Raw genomic sequence first — 23,557 nt, forward strand, 5'->3', positions numbered from 1 at the left:
TGACGGCTGCAAGATCCAGTAGGAAGTTTGTGGATTGGCCGGCATGCTCCTAGCGTGATCCGGCGTGAGCCACACGCAGCGGATCAGTGATCCGGAAACCCTCAAGGCGTTCGCCCACCCGGTGCGGCAGCGGCTGTACCGGGTGCTGGCGTACGTCGGTCCGGCCACCAACGCCATGCTCGGCCGGGAACTCGGCGGCGCCGACCCGGGCCTGCTCAGCTACCACCTGCGGGAGCTGCAGCGGCGCGGGTTCGTGGAGGACGTGCCGGAGCTGGCCCGGGACCGGCGGGAACGCTGGTGGCGGCTGGTGCCCGGGGCCACCTCCTGGAGCTGGCAAGACTTCGTGAGCCCGGAGGGTCGCGCGGTGGCCGGCCGGGTGAAGCGGGACATGATCACGCACGAGTTCGAGCGGCTGCGCCACTTCGAGCAGACCCGCCGGAGCTGGCCGCCGGACTGGCAGCAGGCCGCCACCAGTTCGGATTCGTTCCTGCGGCTGACCCCGGACGAGCTGCGCGAGTTGGTCGGGGAACTGCACGCCACGCTGCGCCGCTGGTCGGAGCACGGCCGGCGGACCACGCTGGCCCGACGGCGGGCGAACGCGGCGCCACCGGGCGCGGCGAACGACGACGACCAACCGGCCGCCCCGGCTGGCGCCCCGGCCGGCGACCCGGCTGGCGCGTCGGCCGGCGAACCGGCCGAGGCGGATCGGCAGCCGGTGTTCGTCTTCCTGCACGCGTTCCCGGAACGGGACCTCTGATGGCCGTCGACCCGGCGGACCCGGTCCGGCCGACCGGTTCGACGCCGGTCCCGCCGGCGTACCGGAACGGCCCGTTCCTGCGGTACGTGGCCGGCCAGGCGGTGTCCGTCCTCGGCGACCAGGTCTGGTACGTGGCGCTGTCCTGGACCGCGGTACGGGTCGCCTCGCCCGGCGTGGCCGGCGTGGTCCTGGCGGTCTCGTCGCTGCCCCGGCTGGTGCTGTTGCTGGTCGGCGGCGCGCTGGCGGACCGCTACGACCCGCGCCGGCTGATGATCGGCAGCGATCTGGGCCGGCTGCTGGTCTCGCTGGTCGCGGCCGCGGTGGCCGCCCTCAGCCCGGGCGTGCCACTGCTGATCGCGGTGGCGCTGCTCTTCGGGTTGGCGGACGCGGTGTTCCTGCCGGCCGCCGGCACGGTGCTGCCCCGGCTGCTGCACCCGGAGCAGCTGGCCAGCGGCAACGCCACCACCACGATGGCCGCCCGGCTCGCGCTGACCCTCGGCGCCCCGCTGGGCGGGATCCTGGTCGCGGCCGGCGGGCTCGCGCTCGCCTGCGTGGTCAACGCCGTCACCTTCGCGGTGTCGGTGCTCGCGCTGCTCTGGGTCCGCCCCCGCCCGGCGCCGCCGGCGGCCGCGCCGGAGGCGGACCGCCGGCTGACCGGCGCGCTGCGGGAGGGCCTCGGATACCTGGTAAGGCACCGGACCCTGCGGATCCTGCTGCTGGTGTCGCTGCTGACCAACCTCGGCTTCGTCGGCCCGATGAACGTCGGCCTCGCGCTCGTGTCGGACCTGCGCGGTTGGGGAGCGGCCGGGATCGGCCAGCTGCTGGCCGGGTTCGGTGTCGGCGCCATCGTCGGCGCGGCCGCCATGGCCCGGCTGCGCCTGCCGGAGCGGTCGACGGCCGCGGCCTGTGCCGCGGTCCAGGGGCTGGCCGTCTTCGCCGTCGCGGTCGGCGGCACCCGGTGGTTCGCCGTGGGCTGTTGCGTTCTGGTGGGAATGACCAGCGGTCCGCTGGCCATCGTCATCGTCACGGTGACCCAGCGGATGACCGAGGATCGGTTCCGAGGCCGGGTCACCAGCGTCAACACGCTGGCGAATCTCGGCATCACCCCGCTGGCCATCGCCGCCATGGGCGCGCTGGCCGGCTGGGTCGGCACCGTGCCGGCGTTCGCCGCGAGCGCCAGCCTCGAGCTGCTGGCGGCGTTCGCCTGCCTGCTGTGGCTCCGCATCCCCGCGGAACCGCCCCGGCCGGCCGCGCCGGCGGCGTGGCGGCAGCCGGCGGCGCCGGGATCGGCACATTCGCAGCGAGGGTAGACACTGTCTACGCGATGCGGTAGACACCTCCCATGCCCGATGACGATCAGGGTCTGCGGTCCCGGCTCGTGCGGGCCGGAGTCGACCTGCTGGCCCGCGACGGCGAGGCCGCGCTGACCCTGCGCGAGATCGCCCGGCACGCGGGCGTGTCGCACGGCGCGCCCCGGCGCTACTTCCCGGCCCACCGTGACCTGCTCGCAGCCATCGCCCGGGAGGGCTACCGGGCGCTCGCCGCCGAGGTGGCCGCGGCGCTGGACGCCGATCATCCCGACCCCTACGCCCGGGTGCTGGCGCTGGCGCGCTCCTACCTGCGATTCGCCGGGGCGCAACCGGAGATGTTCGCGCTGATGTTCCGGCACGATCTGCTGCGCGGCAACGCGGAGGGGCTGCGCCAGGCCAGCCGGCCGCTGTTCGACACCCTCGTCGGGCTGGTGGCCGAGACCCGCCCGAGCGCCCCGCCCGGCCCGCCGCACCCGGTGGCCGTGTCGGGTTCGCCCGCCGGGCCGGACCGGGCGGCCGCGGCCGAGTCGGTGGCCGCGGCCCTCTGGGCCAACCTGCACGGCGTGGCCCAGCTGAGCCGGTGGGGGAGCCTCCAGCTGGTCCTCGGCAGCGACGACCTGGACCCCGTGCTGCACGCCGTCCTCGACGCCCACCTCCGCCCGGCGGCGCGCCCGCCGCTGGGCTGACCCGGAACCGCAACGGAGACCCACCGTGCTCGTGCACCACAGCACCCGCCTGATCGTGGCGCCGCTGGCCCGGCTGCTGTTCCGGCCCACCGTGGAGGGCCGCGCGCACGTCCCGCGCCGTGGCCCGGTCATCCTGGCCGCCAACCACATCTCGGCGCTGGACAGCATCATCATCCCGCTGGTGGCGCCGCGGCCGGTGGCGTTCCTGGCCAAGCAGGAGTACTACCTGCGGCCCGGGCTCAAGGGGCGGGTGCTGCGCACCTGCCTGACCGGCGTGGACGCCATCCCGGTGCCGCGCGCCGGGTACCGGTCGGCGCAGGCGGCCCTCGAGCTGGCCCTCGACGTGCTGGCCCGGGGCCGGGCCTTCGGCATCCATCCGGAGGGCAGCCGGTCGCGGGACGGGCGGATCTACCGCGGCCGCACCGGCGTGGCCTGGCTGGCGCTCACCTCCGGGGCGCCGGTGGTCCCGGTCGCCGTGCTCGGCACCGACCGGATCCAGCCGGTGGGCGCCCGCCTGCCCCGACCGGGCCGGATCACCGTCCGGTTCGGACCGCCGCTGCGGTTCGCCGCTCCGGACGGCCGACCCGGCGGCGCGCTGCGGCGGACGGCCACCGACGAGATCATGGCCGCGATCCGGACCCTGTCCGGCCAGGAGCCGGCCGCCCACTACAACGAGTTCTCCGCCGGCTGAGGCCAGCGCGACGCGCCGATCGGCGGTCGATGCGCCAGGGAGGGTGGTGCTACCGGTGTACCCTCGTGGGTATGACCAAGCCGGTGCGCAAGTTGTCGATCTCCGTTCCGCCGGACGTCGCCGAGCGGCTCGAACGCGAACCGAACGCCAGCGCCTATCTCGTGGACGCGGCCCGGGCGCTCATGCGTCAAGAGGCGCTGAGCGCAGAGCTGGCGCACCAGGGCATCCCCATCACGGCGGAGGGCGTGGCCCGCGCTCGAGCGGCGCGGGCGGCGGTGGCCGCCGAGTGGCGGCCGGAGCGCTACCAGGCGGTCCGGGACCGGGTGCGCCGCGCGGTTGAGGATGACGACACGCCGGACCGCGGTCGGGCATCGGCCGCATGACCGGTCCGGCTTCACCCCCGGTCCGATTGGTGCTTGATCGTTCCGCCTTGCTGGCCTATCTGGCCGGTTCGGTACACGTCGGAGAGCCGCTGCACGAGGTGATCGCTGACGGCGTCCGGTTCGCCGCGACCGCTGTCACGGCCGCCGAGACTCTGGCCGCGGTGGACAACCCCAAGGACCGGTCGGCGCTGCGGCGTCTTCTTGCCCTGGACTCCTGTGCGGTGCTGGCCACACCGGGGAGCTCATGGCTGGAGCTGGCCTACTGGCGTCGCTACACGGGCCGGGTGGACCTTGCCACGACGGTCCTGGCCAGCCTTGACCACGAGGCCCCCATCCTCACCCGGGAGGCCCGGTACGCCGCAGAAGATCTGCCGATCATCCACATCCCGGACTGACCGGTAGCGGGTCAGCCGCGCGGCAGCAGCGGGCCGAGCGGGCCGAGGTCGAGGTTCAGGTCCTCGGCGGACAGCCCGAAGTGCTCGCGCAGCTCGGTCATCTGCTCCTCCAGCGCCATGAGCGTGGCGCCGACCCGCTCGATCTGCTCGTCGGTCAGGTCGCCCTGATCCATCCGGCGCAGCGCCTGCCGCTCCATCAACTGCCGGAGCAGCTCGATGATGGTGAGCACCAGGCTGCCCAGGCCGCGCTCGACGCCGTCGCGATCCACGTCGATGCCGCGCCCCAGCCGCCGTACCGCCGGGGCGTCCGCGTCGCCCACGGCCACGTCGTCGCCGGACCCGGTCGCCGGATGGCCGGGGGCCACGTCGTCGCCGGACCCGGTCGCCGGATCGCCGGGGGCCGCGGCGGGCCCGCCGGTCACGGCCGCCGGATCTGCGGCGCCCCTGCCGGGCACGGCCGCCGGGTCCGCGGGGCCCTCGCCGGTCACCACGGCTGCCCGCCGGCGGGCGGCGGCCCGGGCGGCGGCGCCGCGGCGCTGGCGCGGACCGAGGCCAGCAGCGCGCGCAACGACACGTACACCAAATCGACGTCGGCGATGGACAGCGCGAGCTCGCCGCTGACCACGACGCCGGCGCCGAGGACCCGGTCGAGCAGGTCGACCAGCGCGATCGGCCGGTAGTCGCCGGCGCCGGGCTCGTCCAGCGGGCTCGGCGCGCCGAAGGAGGTGGTGGCCGGGCCGGTGCCGGCGCCGGGAACGAGGTCGGTCATCCGCCCACCCCCGCGGCCGCTTCCGGCTCCGAGAGGTTGAGCTCGGTAAACGAGTACGGCGGCCACGGGCCGGTCAGCTCCACCCGGATACCGGGATGGTCCGGCGCCAGCCCCCGAACCGACTCGGCGAACTCGTCGGCATGCTCGGCGTCCACCAGGTACGCGCCGTTGAGCACCATCCACTCGGACCGGCCGCTGAGCCGGCCGTCCTGCGGCGGGTGCCGGCGCACCTCCGCGGCCACCCGGCGCAGCGTGCCGTGCAACCGGTCGGCATCCTCGGCCGCGGTCCGCTCGGCGTCCTCGGTGGCGGTCAGCTGGGCGCGGCGGCGCAGCAGGTACGCCCGGCCGGCGCCGCCGGCGCCGGCCCGGGCCGCGCCGCGGGCGCCGGCGCCGGGCGACCCGGCCGGATTCGCGGCGGCCGGTGCGGCGTACGCCTTCACGCCCCACTCGACCCGCCCGCTCACCCGGTCCAGGGCGTCCGCCACGGCCCGCCGGTGTTCGACCAGCGTGCCGGCCACCCGCTCGTCGTCCAGGTAGACGGTGGCCAGCCGGGCCGGGACCACCGGTCCCAGCCGGGCGACGGCGTCGATCACGCCGTGGTGGGCCCGGGCCACCGACTCCAGCCAGGACATGTCCTCCAGGTTGCGGCGCAGCGGCTCGGCGCCGTACTCGGCGAGGTCGACGGTGCTCACCACGGCGGCGAGGCCGCCGGCCCGTACGGGGCGGACCGGCCCACCGCCGACCCCGGTCATGCCGGCCAGCCGGGCCGGCTCGATGTCGCGGGTGACCGCGTGCACCCAGACGCCCTGCTCCGCGGAACTCATCGTGCCTCCCTCGCCGGCCGCCGGGGCCGGGGGCGGCGCTGCGGTGGCGGCGCCGCCCGGGGCTCCTCGTGCCAGTCCTCGTCGTACTCCGGCTCGTCGTACCCGGGCTCGTCCTCTGCCCGGCCGGCGGTGACCGCCGGACGCGAGCCTCGGCGGCGGCCGGCGCGCGGCTCCGCGGCCACCGCCGGCGGCGGGTCCTCCGCCTCGGCCGCGGGCCGCGGCCGGCTGGACAGGAACGGGTCCCGTTCCCACCAGTCGATGCCCATCTCCCGCGCGGTGTCCACGGAGGCCACCACGAGACGCAGCTTGATGGTGAGCAGCTCGATGTCGAGCAGGTTGATCCGGATGTCGCCGGCGATCACAATGCCCCGGTCGAGGACGCGTTCGAGGATGTCGGCCAGGTTGGTGGGCTCCGGCGTCGGGCCCCGCCCGGACTGCAGCATGCTCATCCGCGGCTCACCGCCCGTCGCCGCGGCCGCGGGCGTACCGCTGGACCCGCCGGTAGCCGCGCAGCTCGCCCTCGACGTCGAGGTCGGCCTGGTAGATGGCCAGGACGTCGCTGGAGGACGGGATGCGGTGCTCCTCCACCACCTCGACGCCGACCCGCCAGCCCTCGTCGGCGCGTTCCAGGGCTGTGATGCCGACCGGCTCGCGCCCGGTCAGCTCGGTCACGTACCGCAGCGCGGTCCGGGCCGCCTCGGTCGCCGTCGGACCGTCCGGCGCCCCGTCGTAGGTCGAATCGTCGTACGCCTGCTCGTCGTGCTCCTCGTCGTAGGCGTCCCGGTCGTCCCGGGTCGTGCGCGTGCGGTCCCTGGGCATGGCAACCTCCCCTCTCAGGCGATCAGCCGGTCGATGATCTGCTGTTGCGCGTCCTCAAGCTCGGCGCCGGACAGCTCGCCGGCCGCGGCCGCGCGGTCCAACTCCTCCAACTGCTGCCAGGCGGTGGCCGGGTCGTACAGCTGCTGCTCGGCCTGCTCCTGCAGCACCCCGGCCAGGGCCGTGACCCCGCGCAGCGGGGCCAGCGGCAGGCCGAGCAGCATCCCCAGCACGGTCAGGCTCCGTTCATGAGCTGGTCGACGAAGTCGTACGGGGCCAGCGGGCCGAGCAGCTTGACGCTGGCCCGCTCGTCCCAGTCGGCCGCGATCCGCTGCACCATGCCCTCGAAGTCGGCCTCGCGGTCAACCTTCACCAGCACCGCCAGGTGGGCGGCGTCCAGCTCGGAGGTGGGCGAGCGGAGCGACTGGGCCACGCAGAACGGTTCCAGCTCCGTGGCCAGTCGCTGGGTGTCGGCGTCCCGCCGGGCGGAGACCTCGGCGTTGAGCAGCTCACCCAGCCGGATCCGTTCGTCGCGCAGCGCGTCCTCGGGCTGGCCCCGCAGCCGGTCGCGCAGGGCGGCCGCCTCGGCGTTGCCGGCCAGCGCCTCGGCCAGGACGACGGGCTCGTCGTAGCGGGCCCGCACCACGTACTGGGCGCACCCCTCGACGCGGTCCAGCGCGCGCCGGTAGTCGTCGTGCCGCGCTCCCAGCAGTTCGGCCACGGCGGCCTCGTCCCGGGCGACGGTGCCGAACCGGACCGGCAGCACCGGCGCCACGCCGGTGACCCGGTCCAGCAGGTCCTTGTAGGCCCGCAGGTCGTCCGGCCGGCCCAGCGGCCGGTCGACGGGCACCTCGCTGACCAGTGCGGCGATGTCGCCGTGCGCGACGACCCCGACCGGGGTGGGCGGGTTGCCCACCCCGGTCGCGTCGTCGGTCGGCTCGACGTCGGCCGGCACCAGGCCGTACAGCAGAAGGCCGGTCTTGGTGTCGACGGTTGTCATCTCAGCGGTCCCTTCGCCTTTCCCGACGCGGCGCCCGGTCCCGCTCGTCGCGGTCGTCGCCGCCGCTCACCAGCTCGCCGAGCGCGTCGCCGGCCTTTTCCAGCAGATTTCCCTTGGGCCCCTGGACGATCTCCGGCAGGCCCTTGCCCGACTGCGAACCGTCCAGGGTGAGCCGGTTGGTGGCCTCGGCGAACCGCAGGTAGGTGTCCACGCTCGCCACGACGATCCGGGCATCGATGGTCAACAGCTTGATGCCGATCAGGCCGACCGAGACGTGCGCGTCGATCACCACGCCCTTGTCGAGGATGGTGCCGACCACCTCGGCGAGGTCGCCCGAGGATCCCCGGTCGACCGTCCCGGCGCTGGTGGCGGGTTGCAGGCTCATCGCCGCCCACCACCCCGGCGCTGGCCGCGTCCGCGGCCACGGTCCTGCTCGCCGTCGGTCTGGTCGTCGTCCGGCTCGTCCCGGCCGTCGTCGCCGCCCCGGTCGTCCGCCCGGCCGTCGTCGTTGCCGTCGTCGTCGGCATGGTCGTCGGCGCCGCCGCGGTCCCGGCCGTCAGCCGGGTCCTGATCCTGGTCGCCAGCGCCGTCCCGATCCTGGCCGTCGGCGCCGTGCTGGTCCCGGTCGTCGGCGCCGTTCTGGTCGGCGTCCTGCTCCTCCGCCAGGGCGGTCTCGTGGTCGCGGACCACCTCGCCCTCGCGGATCTCACCGCGCCAGCCCTCGACCGAGTCCGGGTCGAGGATGGTCCGGGTCATCACGTGCCGCACGAAGTGCTTCAGCTCGAGGCGTACCCGGCGGCCCTGGGCGCGCCACAGGTTTCCGGTGTGCTCGAAGAGGCCCTGCGGGTTGTACTCCAGCACCACGAGGATGCGGGTGAGGTCCGGGGTGATCTCGTGGAACGTGACGGTCCCGTCGACGTGGCCCTTCTCGCCCTTGGACTTCCACACGATCCGCTCGTCCGGCACCTGCTCGGAGACCGTCGCCTCCCAGCTGCGGTGCGACCAGAACACCTGCGCCTTCCAGGTGGTCTTCGTGTCCTCGTCGCCGCGGTCGACGTTCTCCACCTTCTTCATGAAGGTGGGGAAGTCCGGGTACTGCGTCCACTGGTTGTAGGCGACCCGGACCGGCACGCCCACCTCGATCGCCTCGACGATGTTGGTGACCTTGATCTTGCCCTTGCCGTCGCCCTTGCCCTTGCCCTTGCCGAACATCGACTTCACCTTCTCCTTCAGGCTGGCCATGCCGAAGCTCAGCCCGGCGCGCGCCGGGGACTTGCCGGCGGCCAGCTGACCCGCTCCGGCCGCCGCGGCCCTGAGGTTGGGGTTGTCGCTGTTGCTCGCGTACTCGGTGAGCCGTTCGGTGGCCGAGCCGAGCCGGTCGGTGGCCGCCGAGACCAGCCGGTCGGTGGCCGCGGTCGCGACGTTGCGCAGCTCCTCGGCCAGCCGGCCGGAGATCTTCTCGCCGATGGTCTGTCGGGGGGTCTCCGACATGCCGCTCACCTGCCTCGCCGGCGGACCGGCGCGTCGGAGGCGGCCGGTCGGGGCCGCGGAGTGGGTCGGGCAGACCGGGTCGGCCGCCGCCGTGGCGGTTCCGGCTCCTCGTCATACGCCTCGACGTCGCCCTCGTCGGGCTCGTCCTCGTCGCCCTCGTCGGGCTCGTCCTCGTCGCCCTCGTCGTCCGCGTCGGTCTCGTCGTACCGCTCGTCCCGCTGGCCGCGGCCGCGCTGCGGGTCCCGCGGCCGCCGCTGGCGGTCCTCCGGCTCGCTGTCCTCGTCGTATCCGGCGTCCTCCGGCTCCCGGTCGGCGTCCTGGTCGGTGGCGTCGTCGGCGTCCTGTCCGGCCCGCTGGCGGGGGGAGCGCAGCGACTCGGCCTGGTCGGCGAGCCGGTCGCTCACCCGGTCGATGCGGCTGCTCACCGCCCGCGTCGCCGCGGCCTTGCCGGCGGCGACCAGGGGGCCACGCAGGTCCAGCACCCGGCCGAGATCGGCCGAGCCGCCGAGGGCCTGCACACCCTGCCGCAACAGGCCACCCGAGTTGGTGCTCAGCCGGCCGGCCGCGGCGGCGCCGCCCAGCACGAGGGCGACACCGAGCTTCTTGCGCCGGCCCAACAGGTAGCCCATTCCGAGCATGAGGGCGCAGCGCCCCGCGCGTTGCATCACTGTCGAACTCCTTTGATCATCGGTGCTCGATAATTGGATTCATCCCGAGCGTTCTTTGCCGTCCTGCAACTGCTGCTGGGGCAATCGGTACCCAGGTCAATCGCAGTCTGAACAAGATCTTGACGATTCCAGGAAATTGACAGGGTCAATGGGCTAGGTTCCCGTCCGGGCCGGTGACGGTGGTCACGGCCGGTCGTCGAAAAATGATTACCACCCGGTTGTCGATCGGCGAAAGGCTGCTATTTTTCGCGACAAAGAATGGACGGGACGGCGAATATAAAACGGCGCACGAAGCGCTCACGGAACAGTGCGGAAGGAAACGGGCGAAGTCAGGCGCCACCGGGCGCGGCCGGCTCCACCGGGTGCCGCAGCCCCGGGTGCCCCGCCGGCAGCGAGCGGCGGATCACCCACCAGCTGGCCGCGAGGGTGGCGGTCACCAGCGGCCAGGACAGCACCACCCGGGCCGCCACCAGCGCCACCACCTGGTCGGCCAGATAGAGCGGCACGAACACGAGGACCCGCAGCAGATAGCCGGCCGTCCACAGCCAGCTGGCCCGCCCGTACGCCCGCAGCAGCGCCGGATCGCGCCGCCACCGCCCGCGCTGCCCCGACGCGGTGCCGACCACCACCCCGAGCAGCGGCCAGCGCAGCACGATGCTGACCGCGAACGCGAGCGCGCTGGCCGCGTTCGACACGACCTGCAGCAGGAAGAAGTCGGCCGCCCGCCCGGTGCGCAGCGCCACGAGCGCCGCCACGCACACGGCCAGCAGGCCGACCAGCACCGATCGGGGCCGGTCACCGCGGCGTAGCCGCCAGCCGGCCACGGCCAACCCGATGAGCAGGGCTGCCACCACGCCGGCCAGGATCGATCGGCCGCCCAGCAGATAACCGGCGCCGAACGCGACCGGTGGCAGCGTGGCGTCGACGGCGCCGCGGCGGCCGCCGAGCAGTTCGGTCAGCGATTCCTCGCGGGTCCCTTCCGCACCGGCCGGCACCAGCCACCCCCTCAGCACATGCTGAGGGCACCCTAACCAATGCGGCTGACCAGGCGGTACCACCGGCGCGGGGGCCGACGTGCCGGATAGTCGCAAAAAGCGCCATCCCCGGGCGCGGCGCGGGTCGGGTACGGCTAGCCTCTCCGCATGAAAAGTCGGCGGATCGGCCTGACGGCCACGTGGCTCGTGCTCCTGACCGCCGTCCAACTGCTCGCGCTCGCCGCGCTCTGGCGCTTCTCGGTGCGCACCGAGGCCGGCCAGTGGCTGGACACGGTGGCGCTGACCAGCAACTACATCGGCAGCAACCACATCGGCGGGCTGGTGGCCACCGTGCTGAACGCCATGTCGGTGGCGTCTCTGGTGGTGGCCACCGCGGTGATCGGCTTCATCGCGCTGATCCGCCGGCGGATCGCGCTGGCCATCCTCGCCACCCTGCTGATCGCCGGGGCCAACATCTCGGTCCAGGCGCTCAAGTACCTCATCAACCGGCCCGATCTCGGCATCGATCCCGAGCGCGCCGCGGCCGGCAACAGCCTGCCCAGCGGGCACACGGCGGTGGCCGCCTCGGTGGCCGTGGCGCTGATCCTGGTGCTGCCCCGGACGGCCCGGGTCTGGGGGGCGTTCGTGGGCGCCGTGTACACGGCCCTGGCCGGCGTGGCCACCCTGTCCGCCGGCTGGCACCGGCCCAGCGACGCCATCGCCTCGCTGCTGATCGTCGGCGCCTGGGCCTCGCTGGTCGGGATCGGCCTGCTGCAGACCGACCGGCTGGACACCGAGTCCCGGTCCGCCGACGCGCACCGGGTGGCCACCGGCCTGCTGCTGCTGGCGGCCGCCGTGTCGCTCGCCATCGCCTGGTACGCCGCCGACTGGACGCTCGCGCTGCGGCCCACCCCGCCAAAGCAGATCAGCGACCACCGGCTGCTGGTGGCCTATGGTGGCAGCGCCCTCGGCATCACCGGGACCACCTGCCTGATCGTGGGCCTCGTGCTGGCCACCGTGCACCGGGTGGTGCCCCGGCTCGCCCCGGTCGCCGGGCCGGCGCCGGTCCGCCCGGCACGCACGCCGACCGCGTGACCGGGCCCGGCGGCGTGCTGCGGGCGGACGCCGCCGGTCCGCCGGACGCGCACGCCGACCGCGTGGCCGGCCCAGGCCCGAGCGTGCCGCGTGCGGACGGCGGCGGCCCTTCCGGCCCGAACGGCGACCGGGTGACCGGCCCGGCGGCATGCCGAGCGCGGACGCCAGCGGCCCACCCGGCGCGGCAGCCGACGGCGTGAGCAGCGCGGACGTCGCCGGCGCGCAGGCCGGTGGATCGGACGGGATCCGCGGGGCGTTCGCGGCCGAGGCGGCGCGGCTGGCCGAGGTGATGCTCGCGCTGCCAGAGGCCGACTTCGCCCGGCCCACCGGCTGTGCGCCGTGGACGGTGGCCGAGCTGCTGGCCCACGTCCGCACCGCCACCGGCCGGCTGCTCGACATGCTCGCCCGGCCCGCGCCGGACCGCGCCGAGGTGGACGCCGCCGGCTACTACGGCCCGAGCAAGTTCGCGGCGGCCACCGACGCGGCGCGGATCACCGGCGCCCGGCGCGAGGCCGCGACCGTGCCGTCCGGGCACGCGCTGGCCGAGGACTTCGACCGGGTGTGGCTCGCGGTGCGCGCGGCCGTGGTCGGCCAGCGCGGCGACCGGGTGGTGGTGACCCGGCACGGTGACCCGATGGCGCTGGACGAGTTTCTGCGTACCCGGGTCGTGGAGCTGGGCGTACACGGACTGGACCTGGCCGCGGCGCTGGACCGCGCGCCGTGGCTCACCCCGGCGGCGGCCGCGGTGATCGAGCGGCTGCTGCTCGGCGACGCGGCCGCGGCGGACGCCGCGCCGGCCGGCCCGGCGCGGGTCGACGTGGCGGCGCCGTACGCGGACCTCGGCTGGGACCGGCTCACGTTCATCGCGAAGGCCACCGGCCGGTCGCCGATCGACCCGGGGGAGCGGGCCGCGGTGGACCGCCTCGGGCTGCGCTGGCTGTCCTTCGGCTGACCCCCGCCCGGTCCGCGGGCGCGGGCGCCGGTCACTCCGTTCCGGTGTCGCGCCCCGGTCCCGGTCCGGGCCGGTGCGGTGGGCCGGCGAAGTCCTGCGCGTGGTCCCGGGCCCAGCGGGCGAACGTCAGCGCGGGCCGGCGAAGTCCTGCGCGTGGTCCCGGGCCCAGCGGGCGAACGTCAGCGCGGGCCGGCCGAGTAGCCGCCGGACGGTGTCGGTGACCGGCTCGGGCCGGCCGACCATGGCCTCGTGCGCCGCGATGATCCCGGCGCCAACCTCGGCCGGCAGGTTGGGAAACAGCCGCGCCGTCGCCTGCTCCGGATCCAGTTCCTCGTAGCGCAGCGTCCGACCCAGCGCGGCGCCGATCGCCGCGAGCTGCTCCGCCTGGGTCAGCTGCTCCGGGCCGGTCAGGTGGTGGACGGCCCGGTGCGGCCCGTCGCCGGTGAGCGCCCGGGCGGCCACGGCCCCGAGATCGGCCTCGTGGATCAGGGCGCGGCTGGCCTCGGGAACGAACCACCGCAACACATCCGAGCTGCGGATCTGCGGCGCCCAACCGAGCGTGTTCGCGGCGAACCCGCTGGACCGCAGGAAGGTGTACCGGGTGGCCGACCGGGCGAGCAACGACTCCAGGTGGGCGTGTGAGCCCAGGATGGTCCCGTCGGGCCGGGCATCGGGCTCGGGGTGCTCGGGCACGCCGTGGGCGGACAGGTAGACGACGTGGCCGACCTGTTCGGTGAGCGTTGCCACCAGCCTTCCGGCCGCCCGGTCGGCGGTCACCGAGGGGAACACCAGAAAGGCCGCGTCCACGCCGTCCAGGGCGCCGGCGAGGGTGTCGGGCTCGGTCAGGTCACCGCCGATGACCGCCACGTCCGGCCCGAGGGCCGCCGATGCTGCCGCCGGATCCCGGGACAGCGCCCGGATCCGTACCGTGCCGGCCGTGGCGAGGTGGGCGAGGACCTGCCCGCCCACTCGCCCGGTCGCCCCGGTCACCAGTACCGTTCGTTCGATGCTCATGCGACGACGTCCATCCGTTCGGCGGGTTTGGCGCGTCGAGCGTAAAAGCTGAAGTGGGCTTGAGGTAAAGCCGACCGCGAGGCGGTCGACCTGGTTGCCGCCCTACGTCAACTGGGCGATCTGGATGAGGTTGCCGCAGGTGTCGTCGAAGACGGCGGTGGTCACCGGCCCCATCTCGGCCGGCTCCTGGGTGAACCGCACGCCGAGGCCGCGGAGGCGGGCGAACTCGGCGGCCACGTCGTCCACCGCGAAGGACGTGGCGGGGATGCCGTCGTCGACGAGCGCCGCCATGAACACCTTGCTGGCGGGGTGCGCGTCGGGCTCGAGCACCAGCTCGGTGCCGTTCGGGTCGTCGGGTGAGACCACGGTGAGCCACCGGTGCTCGCCCAGCGGCACGTCGGCCTTGGCGACGAAGCCCAGCACCTCGGTATAGAAGCGCAGCGCCTTCGCCTGGTCGTCGACGAAGATGCTGCTGAGGTTGATTCTCATCGGTTCTCCCTGGTCAGCTCGGCTTGAGCCAGCGGTCGGCGAGGTGCTCCAGCGGCTCGGTGACGATGTGGTGGAACTTGTAGCGGCCCTCCCGGCGGGTGACGATCAGGCCGACGGCCGCCAGCACGTCCAGGTGCTGGGAGACGGCCTGGCGCGTCGAGGTGAGCCCGTGCTTCATCGCGAGTCGTGAGCAGATCTCGAAGAGGGTCTGGCCGTCGCGCTCGGTCAGCTCGTCGAGGATCTTCCGGCGGGTGGGGTCGGCCAGGGCCTGGTAGAGGTCGGCCACGGCGAGAAGTATAGGCAAGCCGTCACTTGCCTGTCGAGGCTCGATCGTTGACCATCGCCGTGCCGGCACGGTTCGGCGGCCGCCCCGCCGATCAACCTGGCGGTGGCAGGGCTGCCGAGGCGGGCGTCGTGCGCCGGCTCAGGACATCGTGCGCAGGTGCTCCAGCACCACCGGGTCGATCCGGCCCGGCACCATGCGTTCCTCGAGGTTCTCCACCCCGGCCCAGGACTCCAGGGCCGCGTCCAGGTCGGCGCCGGCCGGCGGGTGGCCGAGCGCGGTGAGCCGGCGACCGACCTCGGTGGCCAGGTCGCCGGTGAGATCGAGCAGGGTGGCCGGATCCGGCTTCTCGAACAGCATGACGTGCAGGCCCAGCAGCCGGCTCAGCTCGGTGACCGGGTCCGGGTGGTCCTCCACCCGCAGGTCGACCAGCACGTCGCTGCCGCCGCCGTACCCGCCGCCCGGGCACACCACCAGCAATGCGGCGCTCTGCCGGCCGCGCCGGTCACCGCCGGCGGCGTCGCCGGCCCGCAGCGCGGCGAGCAGGCGCGCGGCGAAGCGCGGCTCGGCGGCGCCGGCCAGCCAGGCGTCGCGCATCGCGTCGATCACCTCGGGCCCGGTGAGGATGTTGCCCTGCGCCGCCCAGCCGGGGCCGGCCTGCCCGCCGGCCCAGTCGTGGCAGCCGTCGCCGGTCCAGGTGGCGCCGTCGCCATCCGGGCCGACCACCCCGAGCTGGCGCTGGTCCCGGCCCGGGTCCGCGGCCACCAGGCCGGCCACCACGTCGGCAGCGGCCACGCCGGTACGCAGCAGCGCCAGCCCCTGCGGCCGGTAGGCCAGATTGGCGTACGCCTGGGTGGCGATCGCCCCCACCCGCGCCTCGGCCCCCGGCACGGCCGCGCCGACGGCAAGAAACTTGCTGGCCACGGCCACGCCGTGCAGGCGCCCGTCATCGGAGCGGGCCACGATCGAGAAGGTCACCCGGGAACGATATCCGCGACGACCTCCGCTGGCGAGAGCCGTCAGGCGGTCGGAGTCGCCGTCCCGGTGCCGGGTTCGAGCGAGCCTGTCGGGACGGTGGCCACGGTCGTGTCCGTGCCCCGGTGGATGCTCCGGTACCGGGATGGGGGGATCCCGTACCGCCCCAGGAAGGTCAGGCGAAGCGTCTCGGTCGAGCCGAAGCCGCACTGTTCGGCGATGCTCCCCAGGGGCAGCGATGTGGTGACGAGGAGGCGTGCCGCTGCCTCCGTGCGGAGGTGCCGGACATGGCGGCCCGGCGTCTGCCCGACGTCCGTCAGGAACAACCGGGTGAGGTGGCGCGCGCCGACGCCGGCCACGCCGGCCAGGGCCATGGTGCTGAGGTCGCCACGGAGGTTCGCGGTCACGTGTTCGACCACCCGCCGGACCGCCGGGTTGGCGGGTGACGGCCCGGCGGTGAACATGCTCATCTGTGCCTGGTTACCGGGGCGCTGCAGGTAGGTCACCAGTTCACGGGCGAGCATCCGGGCTACGTCGACACCGTGGTCCTCCTCGATGAAGGCCAGCGCCAGGTCCAGGGCGCTGGTGACCCCGGCCGCGGTCGAGATCATGCCGTCGCGGATGTAGATCGGGTCCGGGTCGACCTCGACCCGCGGGTACCTGGCCGCGAGGGCATCGGCGAAACGCCAGTGGGTCGTCGCCCGTCTGCCGTCGAGCAGCCCCGCGGCGGCCAGCACACTGGCGCCGGTGCAGACTGAGGCCACCCGGCGGCTGATCTTGGCCAGTCGCTGGACATGGGCGACGACCAGGGGATTCGTCGCGGCGTCGGCATGGCCGAGGCCACCGGAGATGATCAATGTGTCGAGCGGGCCGGTGAGCCGTTCGAGGGCCTCGCCGCTGTGCAGCAACACACCCGGCCCGCAGGAGATCGGCTGTCCGCCGGGGCTGACCACCATGACCTGGTACGGCTTCCGTACTCCGCCGGTCGCGTTGGCCATGCCGAAGCTCGTCGTCACACAGGCGATATCAAGCAGTTCGGCGCCGTCGTAGCCGACGATCGCGACCGGACGTTGATCCATGGCCAGAGCCTAGGCCGAACGGACCGGCACCCCACAGTTCCGGACATGCCTCGCTGCGGTATTGGCTCGGCGTGTCGATCGAGGAGACGGTGTGGGCATGAGGCGAACTGCCGTGCCGGGCACGGTCACAAACCCGGCCGAAGGCACCCTCCCGCGTCGACGGACCGCATGGGAACGCGCCACCTCCTTGGTCGGCCATCGCTGGCCGACGTGGTTGGCGCTCGCCTTAGCGGCTGTCACCGTTCCGGACGTGGGTGATGGCTCGGAACTGGCGCTGGTTCTGGTCCTGGCGGCTTGCGCCTACCTCTTCATGGCGGTCACCGACCGGGTGCGCTGCACCTGGCCGGTGTTGGTCGGGTTCGTGGTCACGGTGGTGGTTCTCAAGCTGCTCGACATCGACCCACGGCCCGTGTTCGTCGTCGTTACCGCGGCCCTCGCCGTGGTGGGCTTGATCGGCGGGCAGCTGCGCGGCGCTGGACTGCGCCGACTGCAGGCACCGGCCGCGCTCGGGTTCGTCGCGCTCGGCCTGATCTCGGCGCCGACCCATTCCAGCATCGGACCGTACCTGCTGGCTGCCGGGCTGCTGGGTCACGCCGCCTGGGACGCGGTCCACTGGCGGGCCAACAGGATCGTCACGAGATCCTTCTCCGAATGGTGCGGGGTGCTTGACCTGACACTCGGCCTCGGGATCCTGGTGCTGGCGACCATGAGCTGAGTGACCTGTCGGGGCAGGCGCGGGTCAGCCGAGCTGCTCGGCCAGCGCGACGGCGATGCCGGCGGGGCCGCGCAGGTAGGCGAGCCGGTAGCTGTCGCCGTACCGCACCACCTCGCCCATAAGTTCGGCACCGTGCGGCTTGAGGCGGGCGATGACCTCCTCGATGTCGTGCACGGCGAACATGATGCGGTGCGCGCCCAGCGCGTGCACCGGGCTGGGCTGGTCGCCGCCCGGGCTCGGCGGCGCGTGGTACCTGGTCAGCTCGATCCGGCCCGGGCCGTCCGCAGCGCGCATCATGGCGATGTCCGTCCGCACCCCGTCCAGGCTGATGAGGCGGTCCACCAGGGTGCCCTCCAGCGTCGCCTCGCCCTCCAGCTCCATCCCGAGTTCGGCGAAGAACGCCGTGGCCGCGGTGAGGTCGTCGACGACGATGGCGATGTTGTCCATCCGCGGGAGCGTGCGGGTGTGTTCGACGTGGGTCACGATGATCTCCTGTTCGGGGTTCCGTGGGGGGTGGTCAGGCCCGCTGGCGTTCCTGCTGCCGCTGCATCAGCTCGGCGATGGCGGTGGGCATGGTCGTCTCGAAGTCGATCAGCTTGGCCCAGGTGGGCTTCACGACGACCCGGACCATGCCGTCGTACAGGGCGTGCACGCCCTTCTCCCACTCGGCGCGCTGGTCCGGCGTCATCTCGTAGGTGCCGTTCCACTGGAGGTACTCGTCCGGGATGCCGTCGACGACGTCCAGCTCCGCCCGGCCGCGGATGAGCAGGACCTTCGGCGGGTGCGACTCGGTGTCGATCGTCAGCGCGACGGCGGGGTTGCGGCGCAGCGCCGGGAGCTTGCGGGCGTTCTTGGCGGTGCACATCACGATCTGCGAGCCGTTCCAGACGATCCCGATCGGGATGGCCCGCGGCGTGCCGTCCAGCGCGACGAAGGCCAGCCGGGCCAGGTCGCGGGCCAGCAGTTCCTGGCTGAGCGGGTGGTTCAGCACCTCTTCGACGGCGTTTTGGTCCATGGTTGGCAGCTCCTCAGTTGTAGAACCGGCGGGCGCTGGAGCCCACCCGGGAGATGTCGGTGCCGTAGACGTGCAGGCTGATGGCGGTCTCGTGGCCGACGTTGCGGATCCGGTGGATGTCCCCGGGCGGCGCGAAGCCGCCGACCGCGCCGGGCGGGTTGTCGCGTACGCCGATCGGGTCGAGCGCCTCGTCGAACAGCTCCTCGTGCTCGACCCCGGACAGCACGCCCACCACGCACCAGGTGAGGTGATCGTGGATCCGGGTGGTCTGGCCGGGGCGCCAGACCAGGCCGAGGATGGAGAACGCGCCGTCGGGTTCGGCGTGCAGCAGGTGACCGGCGACCCGGTCGGGCCGGCCGCGACGCTGATCGATGGTCAGGATCTCGGGGCCGGGCAGGTGCGCGCGGAGCTGGTCGGCGACCAGCTCCGCGGTGCCGGCCCAGTCGGTCCGTACGTCGACGGCCTGGCGTACGGACGCGACGAGATCGGTGAGCCGCACCAGTGAGCGGATCATGGCGGCGTCCTCCTTCGTGCTGTGGGTTCGTCCTGATCAGCGTCTCGTGCGTCGATCCATTCGTCCAATGACAATCCTTGGGCGAACCCATGCGTATCCTTTATATGTGCTGGATATCCTGCGGTTACGGGTTCTCGCGGCGATCGCCGCCCAGGGCTCGGTCACCAAGGCGGCCAGGCAGCTGAACTACTCCCAGCCCGCCGTGAGCCACCATGTGGCCCGGCTGGAGGCCGAGACCGGGGCCAGACTGGTCCAGCGGGTCGGCCGGGGCATCCGGCTCACCCCGGAGGGCGAGCACCTGGCGCGACGGGCCACCGAGATCATCGGGCGGGTCGACACGGCCGCCGCGGAGCTGTCCGCGATGGTGGGCCTGCGCACCGGTCGGGTCCGGGTCGCCGGCTTCCAGTCGGCGCTCGCCGCCCTGGTGCCGCACGCCGCGGGCACCCTGCGCCGCGAGCACCCCGGCATCGAGCTGCACCTGGTCGAGGCCCACCCGCGGGTGGCCCTCGACCAACTGCGGGCCGGGCAGGTCGACGTCGCGGTCGTCTTCCGCTACGGCGACACGATCCCGGACGACGTCCGCGTCGCGCACCTGTTCGACGACCCGATGTACCTGCTCAGCCTCGAACCGGGCCAGACCCTGGCCGGCAATCGCGACTCCGCCTGGATCGCCGGCTGCGAGAACTGCCGCCGCGAGTTCGTCGACGCCTGCGGCACGGCGGGCTTTGTCCCGCCCATCGCGTACACCAGCGACGACATCATCGTGCAGCAGGCGCTGGTGGCCGCGGGCATGGGCGTGACCACCATGCCGGGGCTGGCGTTGCGCACCCACCGCGCGCCGGGAATCGAGGCGAGCGTGGTGCCGGAGTTCCGGCGGCGCGTCGACCTGGCGACCTACGGCGACCCGCCCGATCCGCCGGCGACGTCGGCCTTCGTCGCCGCCCTGCGCCACGCCGTTCAGGAGACCCGACCGGGCGAGCTGACCCGACAGCCGGCCGGCCCGGCGTGATGCCCGGGAGCGGACCCGCATGCCGCACGAGCGCACCGATTCCCGGGACATCCCGCCGATTTCGCGAGCTGCGTCAGCTGCCCCACCTGGCCACGGCGACGCCGGCCAGGCACAGCGCCCCGCCCGCCAGGGCCGCCGGCGGCGGGACCTCGCTCAGCAACAGCCAGGACAGCAGGACCGCGATGCCGGGTACCAGGTAGGACGACGAGCTCAATCGGCCGGCGCTCATCCGCTGCAACGCGTACGCCCAGGTGGCGAACGCGATCGCGGTCGGGAACAGGCCGAGGTAGACGACCCCGGCGGTGGCGCTGGCCGGCGCCGCCGTCAGGTCACGGATCAGGGCGGGAGCGTACGGCAGGCAGGCCACCGCGCCGGCCACGCAGCCGAGCCAGGTGGCGGTGAAGGCGTCGACGGTTCGTAGCGCCTGCTTCTGCAGCAGCACCCCGACCGCGTAGAGGGCGGCGGCGCCCAGGGCGAGCAACACCCCCACCGGGTCATGCCGTCCGGTGGAGGTGGCCGCCGCGACCACGGCCACGCCAGCGAACGCGATCACCAACCCGAGCATGAGGCTGCGGGGGAAGCCCTCCTTGAGGTAGATCCCGGCCAGTACGGCGATGAGGATCGGGCCGACGTTGACGACCAGCGCGGTGGTGCCCGCGTCCAGATGCCGCTCCGCTGCGTTCACGAAGACCGCGTAGACGCCGAACCAGAGGACCCCGTACGCGAGGACCAGCAGTGCCGCACGGCCGCGCGGGATGCTGCGCGGCCGCAGGGCCGCGACCGCGCTGAGCGCCGCCGCCCCGGTGAGCAGGCGACCGAGGGCCAGCGCCCCCGGTCCGTAGTGTGCCCCGGTCGAGCGGATGGCGATGAAGGCGGAGGCCCAGAGGATCATCGTGGTTGCCGCGGCGAGCAGTGGCAGGACGCTCTTGCGGCCGGTCTCGGCCGCCGGGAGGACGGTTGTCATGCCCCCACCGTTGACCCGTCCAGCCATCAGCACAAGCAAAACTTCCTTGGCTATAGTTAAGCGCTGCTGTACGGTCAGCTCATGCTAGACGTGCATCGATTGCGGGTCTTCCGGGCCGTCGTCGCCAGCGGTTCGGTCAGCGCCGCCGCGGCAAACCTCGGTTACACCGCCTCCGCCGTGAGTCAGCACGTCAGTGCCCTGCAACGGGAGACCGGCCTGACGCTGCTGGCCCGCAGCGGGCGCGGGATCGAGCCGACCGCCGTCGGCCGGGCCCTGGCCCGGGAGGTCGACGGGCTGCTCGCCCAACTGGGGACCATCGAGGCGTTCGTGGCGGATCTGCGGCAGGGCCGCACGGGCTCGCTGTCGATCGCCTACTTCGCCTCGGTCGGCGCGGCCTGGCTGCCGCGGGTCACCGGGACGCTGCTGCGGGAGTTCCCCGATCTGCGACTCGACCTGCAACTGCGCGACGACCTGACCGCCGGTCCTGGCCAGCGGCCGGACGTGCAACTGGTCGTCGGGACGCCGCCGCTGCGGGAAACGCGGGAGGCGCGCGCTCACCACCTGCTGGATGACCCCTACGTCGCTGTCGTCCCCGCCGGCCACCCGCTGGCCGGCGCGGAGATGGTCGAGCTTGGCGCGCTGGCCGCCGAGGGGTGGGTCGACAACGACTTCGCCCGCGGTTGGTGCCGGCGCATCCTGCTGGAAGCCTGCCAGGCCGCCGGATTCAGCCCGTCGTTCCGGGTGGAGGCGCACGACTATCCGACGGCGCTCGCCCTGGCCGCAGCCGGCATCGGCATCACCGTGCTGCCCCGGCTTGGCGCCGCCAAGCTGCCGCCGGGCGTCGCGGTCGTGCCGGTGGTGGCCCCGACCCCGGTACGGACGATCTATGCGCTCGTGCAAACCTCTGTGGAGTCGGCGCCAGCGGTCGAACGCACGCTCGACGTGCTGCGTACCTGTGCGTCCGGCGAGCCGTCCCGAGCCGCTGCGCCCGCGCCGCTGGGCGGCCGGTAGAACCGATCGGCCGATCCGTCCGTGGGATGACGGTAGGGGATCTCGTCGGCGTGCCGCGTCGGTGAACGGGGCATGGGTGGTAGCCGGGCGGGATCGAGGAGGCGTCGATGGGCTTGCGGAGGCGTACCGCAGCGCGGTCGGTGAGCGGCGGGCTGGCCGTACTGGTCGGCGTGCTGCTGGCCGGGTGCACCGGGCCGGACGGGCGGGGCGGTGACGGGTCCGGGAGGAACGGATCCGGGCCGGTCGACGCCGGGCGGCTGGACGACCGTACCGGCCGCGGCGCGCCGGCCGAGCCGGCGCCGCCGTCCGGCCGCCGGGTGGGCTCGGCCGACGCGCGGGCCACCGCCCTGCCCAGCACGCCCGGACCCGGCGGGTCCGGCCCGGCGGCCGGCGGGAACGGCCCGGCGGCCGGTGGCGGGCCGGCGACCGGGTCCGGGGACGGCCGCCGGGACGCCACCTTCGACCTGGCCGACGGCGCCGACCGGATCCGGGTACGCGCCGACGACATCGGCGCCGACCTGTACCGGCTGTCCACTCCGGACGGCTCGCGGGTCCGGCCGGCCGCCACGGTCGACGGCGGCACCGTGCGGGCCCGGCTCGTGGGCACCGGCCTGACCGGCCCGGCCAACGTGGACGTGGTGCTGAACAGCGGCGCGCGGTGGACGGTCCGGCTCGGCGGCGGCGCAATCGAGGAGGTCGTCGACCTGAGCGGCGGGCGAGCGGCGGGGGTCGACCTCGTCGGCGGCGCCACACGGATCGAGGTGGCGCTGCCGCGGCCGGACGGCACCGTCACGGTGCGGATGAGCGGCGGAGCGAGCGAGTTCGTGGTCCGGCCGGCGGGCGGCACGCCGGTACGGGTACGGATCGGCGCCGGCGCCGGGGCGGTCGACGTCGACGGGGACACCCGGTCGGGCGTGGCCGCCGGAACCGTCTTCCAGGAGCCGGCGTGGGACAGGTCGACCGACCGGGTCCAGGTGGACGCCGCGGGCGGGGTGTCCACCCTGACGGTGCGCCGCGGCTGAGCCGTCAGACCCGGACGCCGAGCGAGCGGTCAGGACGGCTGGCGGGCGCGCCGGGTGAGCGGGTCAGGACGGCGCGGCGCCGAGCGCGTCGCTCAACCGGGAGGCGTCCGGCCAGGCCATCCGGAGGCGTTCCGGGCTGCCGTTGAGCCGGTCAGGGTGCCCGCCGGGCGGCGGGACGGGTGCGGTCTCCACCGGCACGCCGCCGCACCGGCGGTAGAAGGCCAGCGCGGCGGCGTTCTGGCGCAGCACCCACAGGTACAGCCCGGGTTGAGCCGCCCCCGCAGCCGCCGCGTCCGCACACCTGGCCAGCAGCCGGCGGCCGACGCCGGCGCGCTGGTGTCCGTGACCGACGTGCAGGTTGTCGATCAGCGTGCCCCACCGCGGATCCTGGTCGAGCACGGCGTGGATGAAGCCCACGAGCCGGTCGTCCCGCTCGGCGAGAATCGTCGCGGTCCCGGCCGGGACGGCGAGCCGGGCCGACCAGACCGCGCGGCGGTCGGCCACCACGTCCCCGTCGAGGAACGCGTCGGCGTACGCGCCGCGGTAGTGCCGGCGCCAGCTGTCGGCGTGCAGCGCCGCCACCCGGTCGGCGTCGGCGACGGTGGCGGAACGCAGCCGTAGGGGCGTCATCGGGTCTCCTCGGTCATCGCGGGGCG

33 protein-coding genes are annotated in these 23,557 nt (G+C 74.1%); 12 read left to right on the top strand and 21 right to left on the bottom strand.

Features of this window, described 5'->3' with window-relative positions:
- The first annotated feature begins 64 nt into the window (after window positions 1–64).
- The 6 genes from ACFFHU_RS12445 to ACFFHU_RS12470 all read left to right on the top strand — a co-directional run bounded on the left by ACFFHU_RS12445 (window position 65) and on the right by ACFFHU_RS12470 (window position 4,222).
- A complete protein-coding gene (locus ACFFHU_RS12445) occupies window positions 65–757 on the top strand; it encodes a helix-turn-helix domain-containing protein (RefSeq protein WP_377338349.1) in 693 nt (230 codons plus the stop codon).
- Complete coding sequence (locus ACFFHU_RS12450; protein WP_377338350.1) at window positions 757–2,067, top strand: MFS transporter; 1,311 nt, start codon at window positions 757–759, stop codon at window positions 2,065–2,067. Before ACFFHU_RS12445 ends, ACFFHU_RS12450 begins: the two co-directional genes overlap by 1 nt.
- A gap of 32 nt (window positions 2,068–2,099) precedes the next feature.
- Entirely contained in the window at window positions 2,100–2,753 is a 654-nt protein-coding gene (locus ACFFHU_RS12455; protein WP_377338352.1) for a TetR/AcrR family transcriptional regulator, read from the top strand.
- 25 nt (window positions 2,754–2,778) lie between these two features.
- Window positions 2,779–3,444, top strand: a complete 666-nt coding sequence (locus ACFFHU_RS12460; protein WP_377338354.1) for a lysophospholipid acyltransferase family protein — start codon at window positions 2,779–2,781, stop codon at window positions 3,442–3,444.
- Window positions 3,445–3,515: 71 nt separating this feature from the next.
- On the top strand, window positions 3,516–3,827 hold the full coding sequence (locus tag ACFFHU_RS12465; protein ID WP_377338356.1) for a hypothetical protein: 312 nt from the start codon (window positions 3,516–3,518) through the stop codon (window positions 3,825–3,827).
- A 29-nt stretch (window positions 3,828–3,856) separates the two neighbouring features.
- Window positions 3,857–4,222 carry a hypothetical protein gene (locus ACFFHU_RS12470; RefSeq protein ID WP_377338357.1) on the top strand — a complete coding sequence of 122 codons (366 nt, stop codon included), beginning with the start codon at window positions 3,857–3,859 and terminating at the stop codon, window positions 4,220–4,222.
- An 11-nt stretch (window positions 4,223–4,233) separates the two neighbouring features.
- On the opposite strand, the gene ACFFHU_RS12475 is transcribed toward ACFFHU_RS12470, so the two are convergent.
- From ACFFHU_RS12475 to ACFFHU_RS12525, 11 genes are all read right to left on the bottom strand, one after another.
- Window positions 4,234–4,710 (bottom strand): gas vesicle protein K, encoded by a 477-nt coding sequence (locus ACFFHU_RS12475; protein WP_377338358.1) that lies wholly within the window; start codon window positions 4,708–4,710, stop codon window positions 4,234–4,236.
- Window positions 4,707–4,991 (bottom strand): gas vesicle protein, encoded by a 285-nt coding sequence (locus tag ACFFHU_RS12480; RefSeq protein ID WP_377338360.1) that lies wholly within the window; start codon window positions 4,989–4,991, stop codon window positions 4,707–4,709. The genes ACFFHU_RS12475 and ACFFHU_RS12480 overlap by 4 nt, the downstream gene beginning before the upstream one ends.
- Entirely contained in the window at window positions 4,988–5,815 is an 828-nt protein-coding gene (locus ACFFHU_RS12485; protein WP_377338362.1) for a GvpL/GvpF family gas vesicle protein, read from the bottom strand. Before ACFFHU_RS12485 ends, ACFFHU_RS12480 begins: the two co-directional genes overlap by 4 nt.
- A complete protein-coding gene (locus ACFFHU_RS31680) occupies window positions 5,812–6,264 on the bottom strand; it encodes a gas vesicle protein (RefSeq protein WP_446686810.1) in 453 nt (150 codons plus the stop codon). Before ACFFHU_RS31680 ends, ACFFHU_RS12485 begins: the two co-directional genes overlap by 4 nt.
- Before the next feature lie 7 nt (window positions 6,265–6,271).
- Window positions 6,272–6,634 (bottom strand): gas vesicle protein GvpO, encoded by a 363-nt coding sequence (locus ACFFHU_RS12495; protein ID WP_377338364.1) that lies wholly within the window; start codon window positions 6,632–6,634, stop codon window positions 6,272–6,274.
- A gap of 14 nt (window positions 6,635–6,648) precedes the next feature.
- The gene (locus ACFFHU_RS12500; protein WP_377338530.1) at window positions 6,649–6,855 is read right to left on the bottom strand and encodes a gas vesicle protein GvpG; all 207 of its coding nucleotides are present in this window, start codon (window positions 6,853–6,855) and stop codon (window positions 6,649–6,651) included.
- Window positions 6,856–6,866: 11 nt separating this feature from the next.
- On the bottom strand, window positions 6,867–7,631 hold the full coding sequence (locus ACFFHU_RS12505; RefSeq protein WP_377338366.1) for a GvpL/GvpF family gas vesicle protein: 765 nt from the start codon (window positions 7,629–7,631) through the stop codon (window positions 6,867–6,869).
- Window position 7,632: 1 nt separating this feature from the next.
- The gene (gene gvpJ, locus ACFFHU_RS31685) at window positions 7,633–8,016 is read right to left on the bottom strand and encodes a gas vesicle protein GvpJ (protein ID WP_446686809.1); all 384 of its coding nucleotides are present in this window, start codon (window positions 8,014–8,016) and stop codon (window positions 7,633–7,635) included.
- On the bottom strand, window positions 8,013–9,122 hold the full coding sequence (locus ACFFHU_RS12515; RefSeq protein WP_377338368.1) for an SRPBCC family protein: 1,110 nt from the start codon (window positions 9,120–9,122) through the stop codon (window positions 8,013–8,015). Before ACFFHU_RS12515 ends, gvpJ begins: the two co-directional genes overlap by 4 nt.
- 5 nt (window positions 9,123–9,127) lie before the next feature.
- A complete protein-coding gene (locus ACFFHU_RS12520; RefSeq protein ID WP_377338370.1) occupies window positions 9,128–9,790 on the bottom strand; it encodes a hypothetical protein in 663 nt (220 codons plus the stop codon).
- Window positions 9,791–10,119: 329 nt separating this feature from the next.
- Entirely contained in the window at window positions 10,120–10,800 is a 681-nt protein-coding gene (locus ACFFHU_RS12525) for a DUF3159 domain-containing protein (RefSeq protein ID WP_377338532.1), read from the bottom strand.
- Between the two features lie 132 nt (window positions 10,801–10,932).
- On the opposite strand from ACFFHU_RS12525, the gene ACFFHU_RS12530 reads away from it, so the two are divergent.
- Window positions 10,933–11,859, top strand: coding sequence for a phosphatase PAP2 family protein (locus ACFFHU_RS12530; protein ID WP_377338371.1), 927 nt, complete (start codon window positions 10,933–10,935; stop codon window positions 11,857–11,859).
- A gap of 196 nt (window positions 11,860–12,055) precedes the next feature.
- Window positions 12,056–12,811 (top strand): maleylpyruvate isomerase N-terminal domain-containing protein, encoded by a 756-nt coding sequence (locus ACFFHU_RS12535; protein ID WP_377338373.1) that lies wholly within the window; start codon window positions 12,056–12,058, stop codon window positions 12,809–12,811.
- Window positions 12,812–12,937: 126 nt separating this feature from the next.
- Here the strand turns inward: ACFFHU_RS12535 and ACFFHU_RS12540 are convergent, their stop codons facing one another.
- From ACFFHU_RS12540 to ACFFHU_RS12560, 5 genes are all read right to left on the bottom strand, one after another.
- Complete coding sequence (locus tag ACFFHU_RS12540; RefSeq protein WP_377338375.1) at window positions 12,938–13,825, bottom strand: NmrA family NAD(P)-binding protein; 888 nt, start codon at window positions 13,823–13,825, stop codon at window positions 12,938–12,940.
- Window positions 13,826–13,927: 102 nt separating this feature from the next.
- Window positions 13,928–14,314 (bottom strand): VOC family protein, encoded by a 387-nt coding sequence (locus tag ACFFHU_RS12545; RefSeq protein ID WP_377338377.1) that lies wholly within the window; start codon window positions 14,312–14,314, stop codon window positions 13,928–13,930.
- Between the two features lie 13 nt (window positions 14,315–14,327).
- Window positions 14,328–14,600: an ArsR/SmtB family transcription factor gene (locus ACFFHU_RS12550; protein WP_377338379.1), complete on the bottom strand. Its 273-nt coding sequence runs from the start codon at window positions 14,598–14,600 to the stop codon at window positions 14,328–14,330.
- Between the two features lie 138 nt (window positions 14,601–14,738).
- Entirely contained in the window at window positions 14,739–15,575 is an 837-nt protein-coding gene (locus ACFFHU_RS12555; protein ID WP_377338381.1) for a DUF1028 domain-containing protein, read from the bottom strand.
- Between the two features lie 41 nt (window positions 15,576–15,616).
- Window positions 15,617–16,651: a GlxA family transcriptional regulator gene (locus ACFFHU_RS12560; RefSeq protein WP_377338383.1), complete on the bottom strand. Its 1,035-nt coding sequence runs from the start codon at window positions 16,649–16,651 to the stop codon at window positions 15,617–15,619.
- A 97-nt stretch (window positions 16,652–16,748) separates the two neighbouring features.
- Between ACFFHU_RS12560 and ACFFHU_RS12565 the strand changes: the two genes are divergently transcribed.
- A complete protein-coding gene (locus tag ACFFHU_RS12565) occupies window positions 16,749–17,366 on the top strand; it encodes a hypothetical protein (RefSeq protein ID WP_377338385.1) in 618 nt (205 codons plus the stop codon).
- A 24-nt stretch (window positions 17,367–17,390) separates the two neighbouring features.
- Here ACFFHU_RS12565 and ACFFHU_RS12570 read toward each other — a convergent pair whose 3' ends face one another.
- The 3 genes from ACFFHU_RS12570 to ACFFHU_RS12580 are packed head-to-tail and all read right to left on the bottom strand — an operon-like array spanning window position 17,391 to window position 18,895.
- Complete coding sequence (locus tag ACFFHU_RS12570) at window positions 17,391–17,849, bottom strand: VOC family protein (protein WP_377338387.1); 459 nt, start codon at window positions 17,847–17,849, stop codon at window positions 17,391–17,393.
- A 34-nt stretch (window positions 17,850–17,883) separates the two neighbouring features.
- Window positions 17,884–18,381, bottom strand: a complete 498-nt coding sequence (locus ACFFHU_RS12575) for a pyridoxamine 5'-phosphate oxidase family protein (RefSeq protein ID WP_377338389.1) — start codon at window positions 18,379–18,381, stop codon at window positions 17,884–17,886.
- Window positions 18,382–18,394: 13 nt separating this feature from the next.
- Window positions 18,395–18,895, bottom strand: a complete 501-nt coding sequence (locus ACFFHU_RS12580) for a cysteine dioxygenase family protein (RefSeq protein ID WP_377338391.1) — start codon at window positions 18,893–18,895, stop codon at window positions 18,395–18,397.
- A 106-nt stretch (window positions 18,896–19,001) separates the two neighbouring features.
- On the opposite strand from ACFFHU_RS12580, the gene ACFFHU_RS12585 reads away from it, so the two are divergent.
- Window positions 19,002–19,904, top strand: a complete 903-nt coding sequence (locus tag ACFFHU_RS12585; protein WP_377338393.1) for a LysR family transcriptional regulator — start codon at window positions 19,002–19,004, stop codon at window positions 19,902–19,904.
- Window positions 19,905–19,977: 73 nt separating this feature from the next.
- On the opposite strand, the gene ACFFHU_RS12590 is transcribed toward ACFFHU_RS12585, so the two are convergent.
- Entirely contained in the window at window positions 19,978–20,868 is an 891-nt protein-coding gene (locus ACFFHU_RS12590; protein ID WP_377338395.1) for a DMT family transporter, read from the bottom strand.
- Between the two features lie 81 nt (window positions 20,869–20,949).
- Here ACFFHU_RS12590 and ACFFHU_RS12595 point away from each other — a divergent pair, with 81 nt between their 5' ends.
- Window positions 20,950–21,879, top strand: a complete 930-nt coding sequence (locus ACFFHU_RS12595) for a LysR family transcriptional regulator (protein WP_377338397.1) — start codon at window positions 20,950–20,952, stop codon at window positions 21,877–21,879.
- 107 nt (window positions 21,880–21,986) lie between these two features.
- Complete coding sequence (locus tag ACFFHU_RS12600; protein ID WP_377338399.1) at window positions 21,987–22,901, top strand: hypothetical protein; 915 nt, start codon at window positions 21,987–21,989, stop codon at window positions 22,899–22,901.
- A gap of 63 nt (window positions 22,902–22,964) precedes the next feature.
- On the opposite strand, the gene ACFFHU_RS12605 is transcribed toward ACFFHU_RS12600, so the two are convergent.
- A complete protein-coding gene (locus tag ACFFHU_RS12605; protein ID WP_377338401.1) occupies window positions 22,965–23,531 on the bottom strand; it encodes a GNAT family N-acetyltransferase in 567 nt (188 codons plus the stop codon).
- Between the last annotated feature and the right edge of the window lie 26 nt (window positions 23,532–23,557).

Source organism: Plantactinospora siamensis, from assembly GCF_042434095.1.
GTDB lineage: Bacteria > Actinomycetota > Actinomycetes > Mycobacteriales > Micromonosporaceae > KBS50.

Bases quoted from the DNA above. Each gene is read 5' to 3' on its own strand.
- ACFFHU_RS12595 (WP_377338397.1), top strand. From the start codon at position 20,950: ATGCTAGACGTGCATCGATTGCGGGTCTTCCGGGCCGTCGTCGCCAGC.
- ACFFHU_RS12455 (WP_377338352.1), top strand. From the start codon at position 2,100: ATGCCCGATGACGATCAGGGTCTGCGGTCCCGGCTCGTGCGGGCCGGA.
- ACFFHU_RS12540 (WP_377338375.1), bottom strand. From the start codon at position 13,825: ATGAGCATCGAACGAACGGTACTGGTGACCGGGGCGACCGGGCGAGTG.
- ACFFHU_RS12605 (WP_377338401.1), bottom strand. From the start codon at position 23,531: ATGACGCCCCTACGGCTGCGTTCCGCCACCGTCGCCGACGCCGACCGG.
- ACFFHU_RS12530 (WP_377338371.1), top strand. From the start codon at position 10,933: ATGAAAAGTCGGCGGATCGGCCTGACGGCCACGTGGCTCGTGCTCCTG.
- ACFFHU_RS12505 (WP_377338366.1), bottom strand. From the start codon at position 7,631: ATGACAACCGTCGACACCAAGACCGGCCTTCTGCTGTACGGCCTGGTG.
- ACFFHU_RS12565 (WP_377338385.1), top strand. From the start codon at position 16,749: ATGAGGCGAACTGCCGTGCCGGGCACGGTCACAAACCCGGCCGAAGGC.
- ACFFHU_RS12500 (WP_377338530.1), bottom strand. From the start codon at position 6,855: ATGCTGCTCGGCCTGCCGCTGGCCCCGCTGCGCGGGGTCACGGCCCTG.
- ACFFHU_RS12515 (WP_377338368.1), bottom strand. From the start codon at position 9,122: ATGTCGGAGACCCCCCGACAGACCATCGGCGAGAAGATCTCCGGCCGG.
- ACFFHU_RS31680 (WP_446686810.1), bottom strand. From the start codon at position 6,264: ATGAGCATGCTGCAGTCCGGGCGGGGCCCGACGCCGGAGCCCACCAAC.
- ACFFHU_RS12450 (WP_377338350.1), top strand. From the start codon at position 757: ATGGCCGTCGACCCGGCGGACCCGGTCCGGCCGACCGGTTCGACGCCG.
- ACFFHU_RS12465 (WP_377338356.1), top strand. From the start codon at position 3,516: ATGACCAAGCCGGTGCGCAAGTTGTCGATCTCCGTTCCGCCGGACGTC.
- gvpJ (WP_446686809.1), bottom strand. From the start codon at position 8,016: ATGAGCCTGCAACCCGCCACCAGCGCCGGGACGGTCGACCGGGGATCC.
- ACFFHU_RS12495 (WP_377338364.1), bottom strand. From the start codon at position 6,634: ATGCCCAGGGACCGCACGCGCACGACCCGGGACGACCGGGACGCCTAC.
- ACFFHU_RS12575 (WP_377338389.1), bottom strand. From the start codon at position 18,381: ATGGACCAAAACGCCGTCGAAGAGGTGCTGAACCACCCGCTCAGCCAG.
- ACFFHU_RS12545 (WP_377338377.1), bottom strand. From the start codon at position 14,314: ATGAGAATCAACCTCAGCAGCATCTTCGTCGACGACCAGGCGAAGGCG.
- ACFFHU_RS12485 (WP_377338362.1), bottom strand. From the start codon at position 5,815: ATGAGTTCCGCGGAGCAGGGCGTCTGGGTGCACGCGGTCACCCGCGAC.
- ACFFHU_RS12600 (WP_377338399.1), top strand. From the start codon at position 21,987: ATGGGCTTGCGGAGGCGTACCGCAGCGCGGTCGGTGAGCGGCGGGCTG.
- ACFFHU_RS12580 (WP_377338391.1), bottom strand. From the start codon at position 18,895: ATGATCCGCTCACTGGTGCGGCTCACCGATCTCGTCGCGTCCGTACGC.
- ACFFHU_RS12480 (WP_377338360.1), bottom strand. From the start codon at position 4,991: ATGACCGACCTCGTTCCCGGCGCCGGCACCGGCCCGGCCACCACCTCC.
- ACFFHU_RS12560 (WP_377338383.1), bottom strand. From the start codon at position 16,651: ATGGATCAACGTCCGGTCGCGATCGTCGGCTACGACGGCGCCGAACTG.
- ACFFHU_RS12590 (WP_377338395.1), bottom strand. From the start codon at position 20,868: ATGACAACCGTCCTCCCGGCGGCCGAGACCGGCCGCAAGAGCGTCCTG.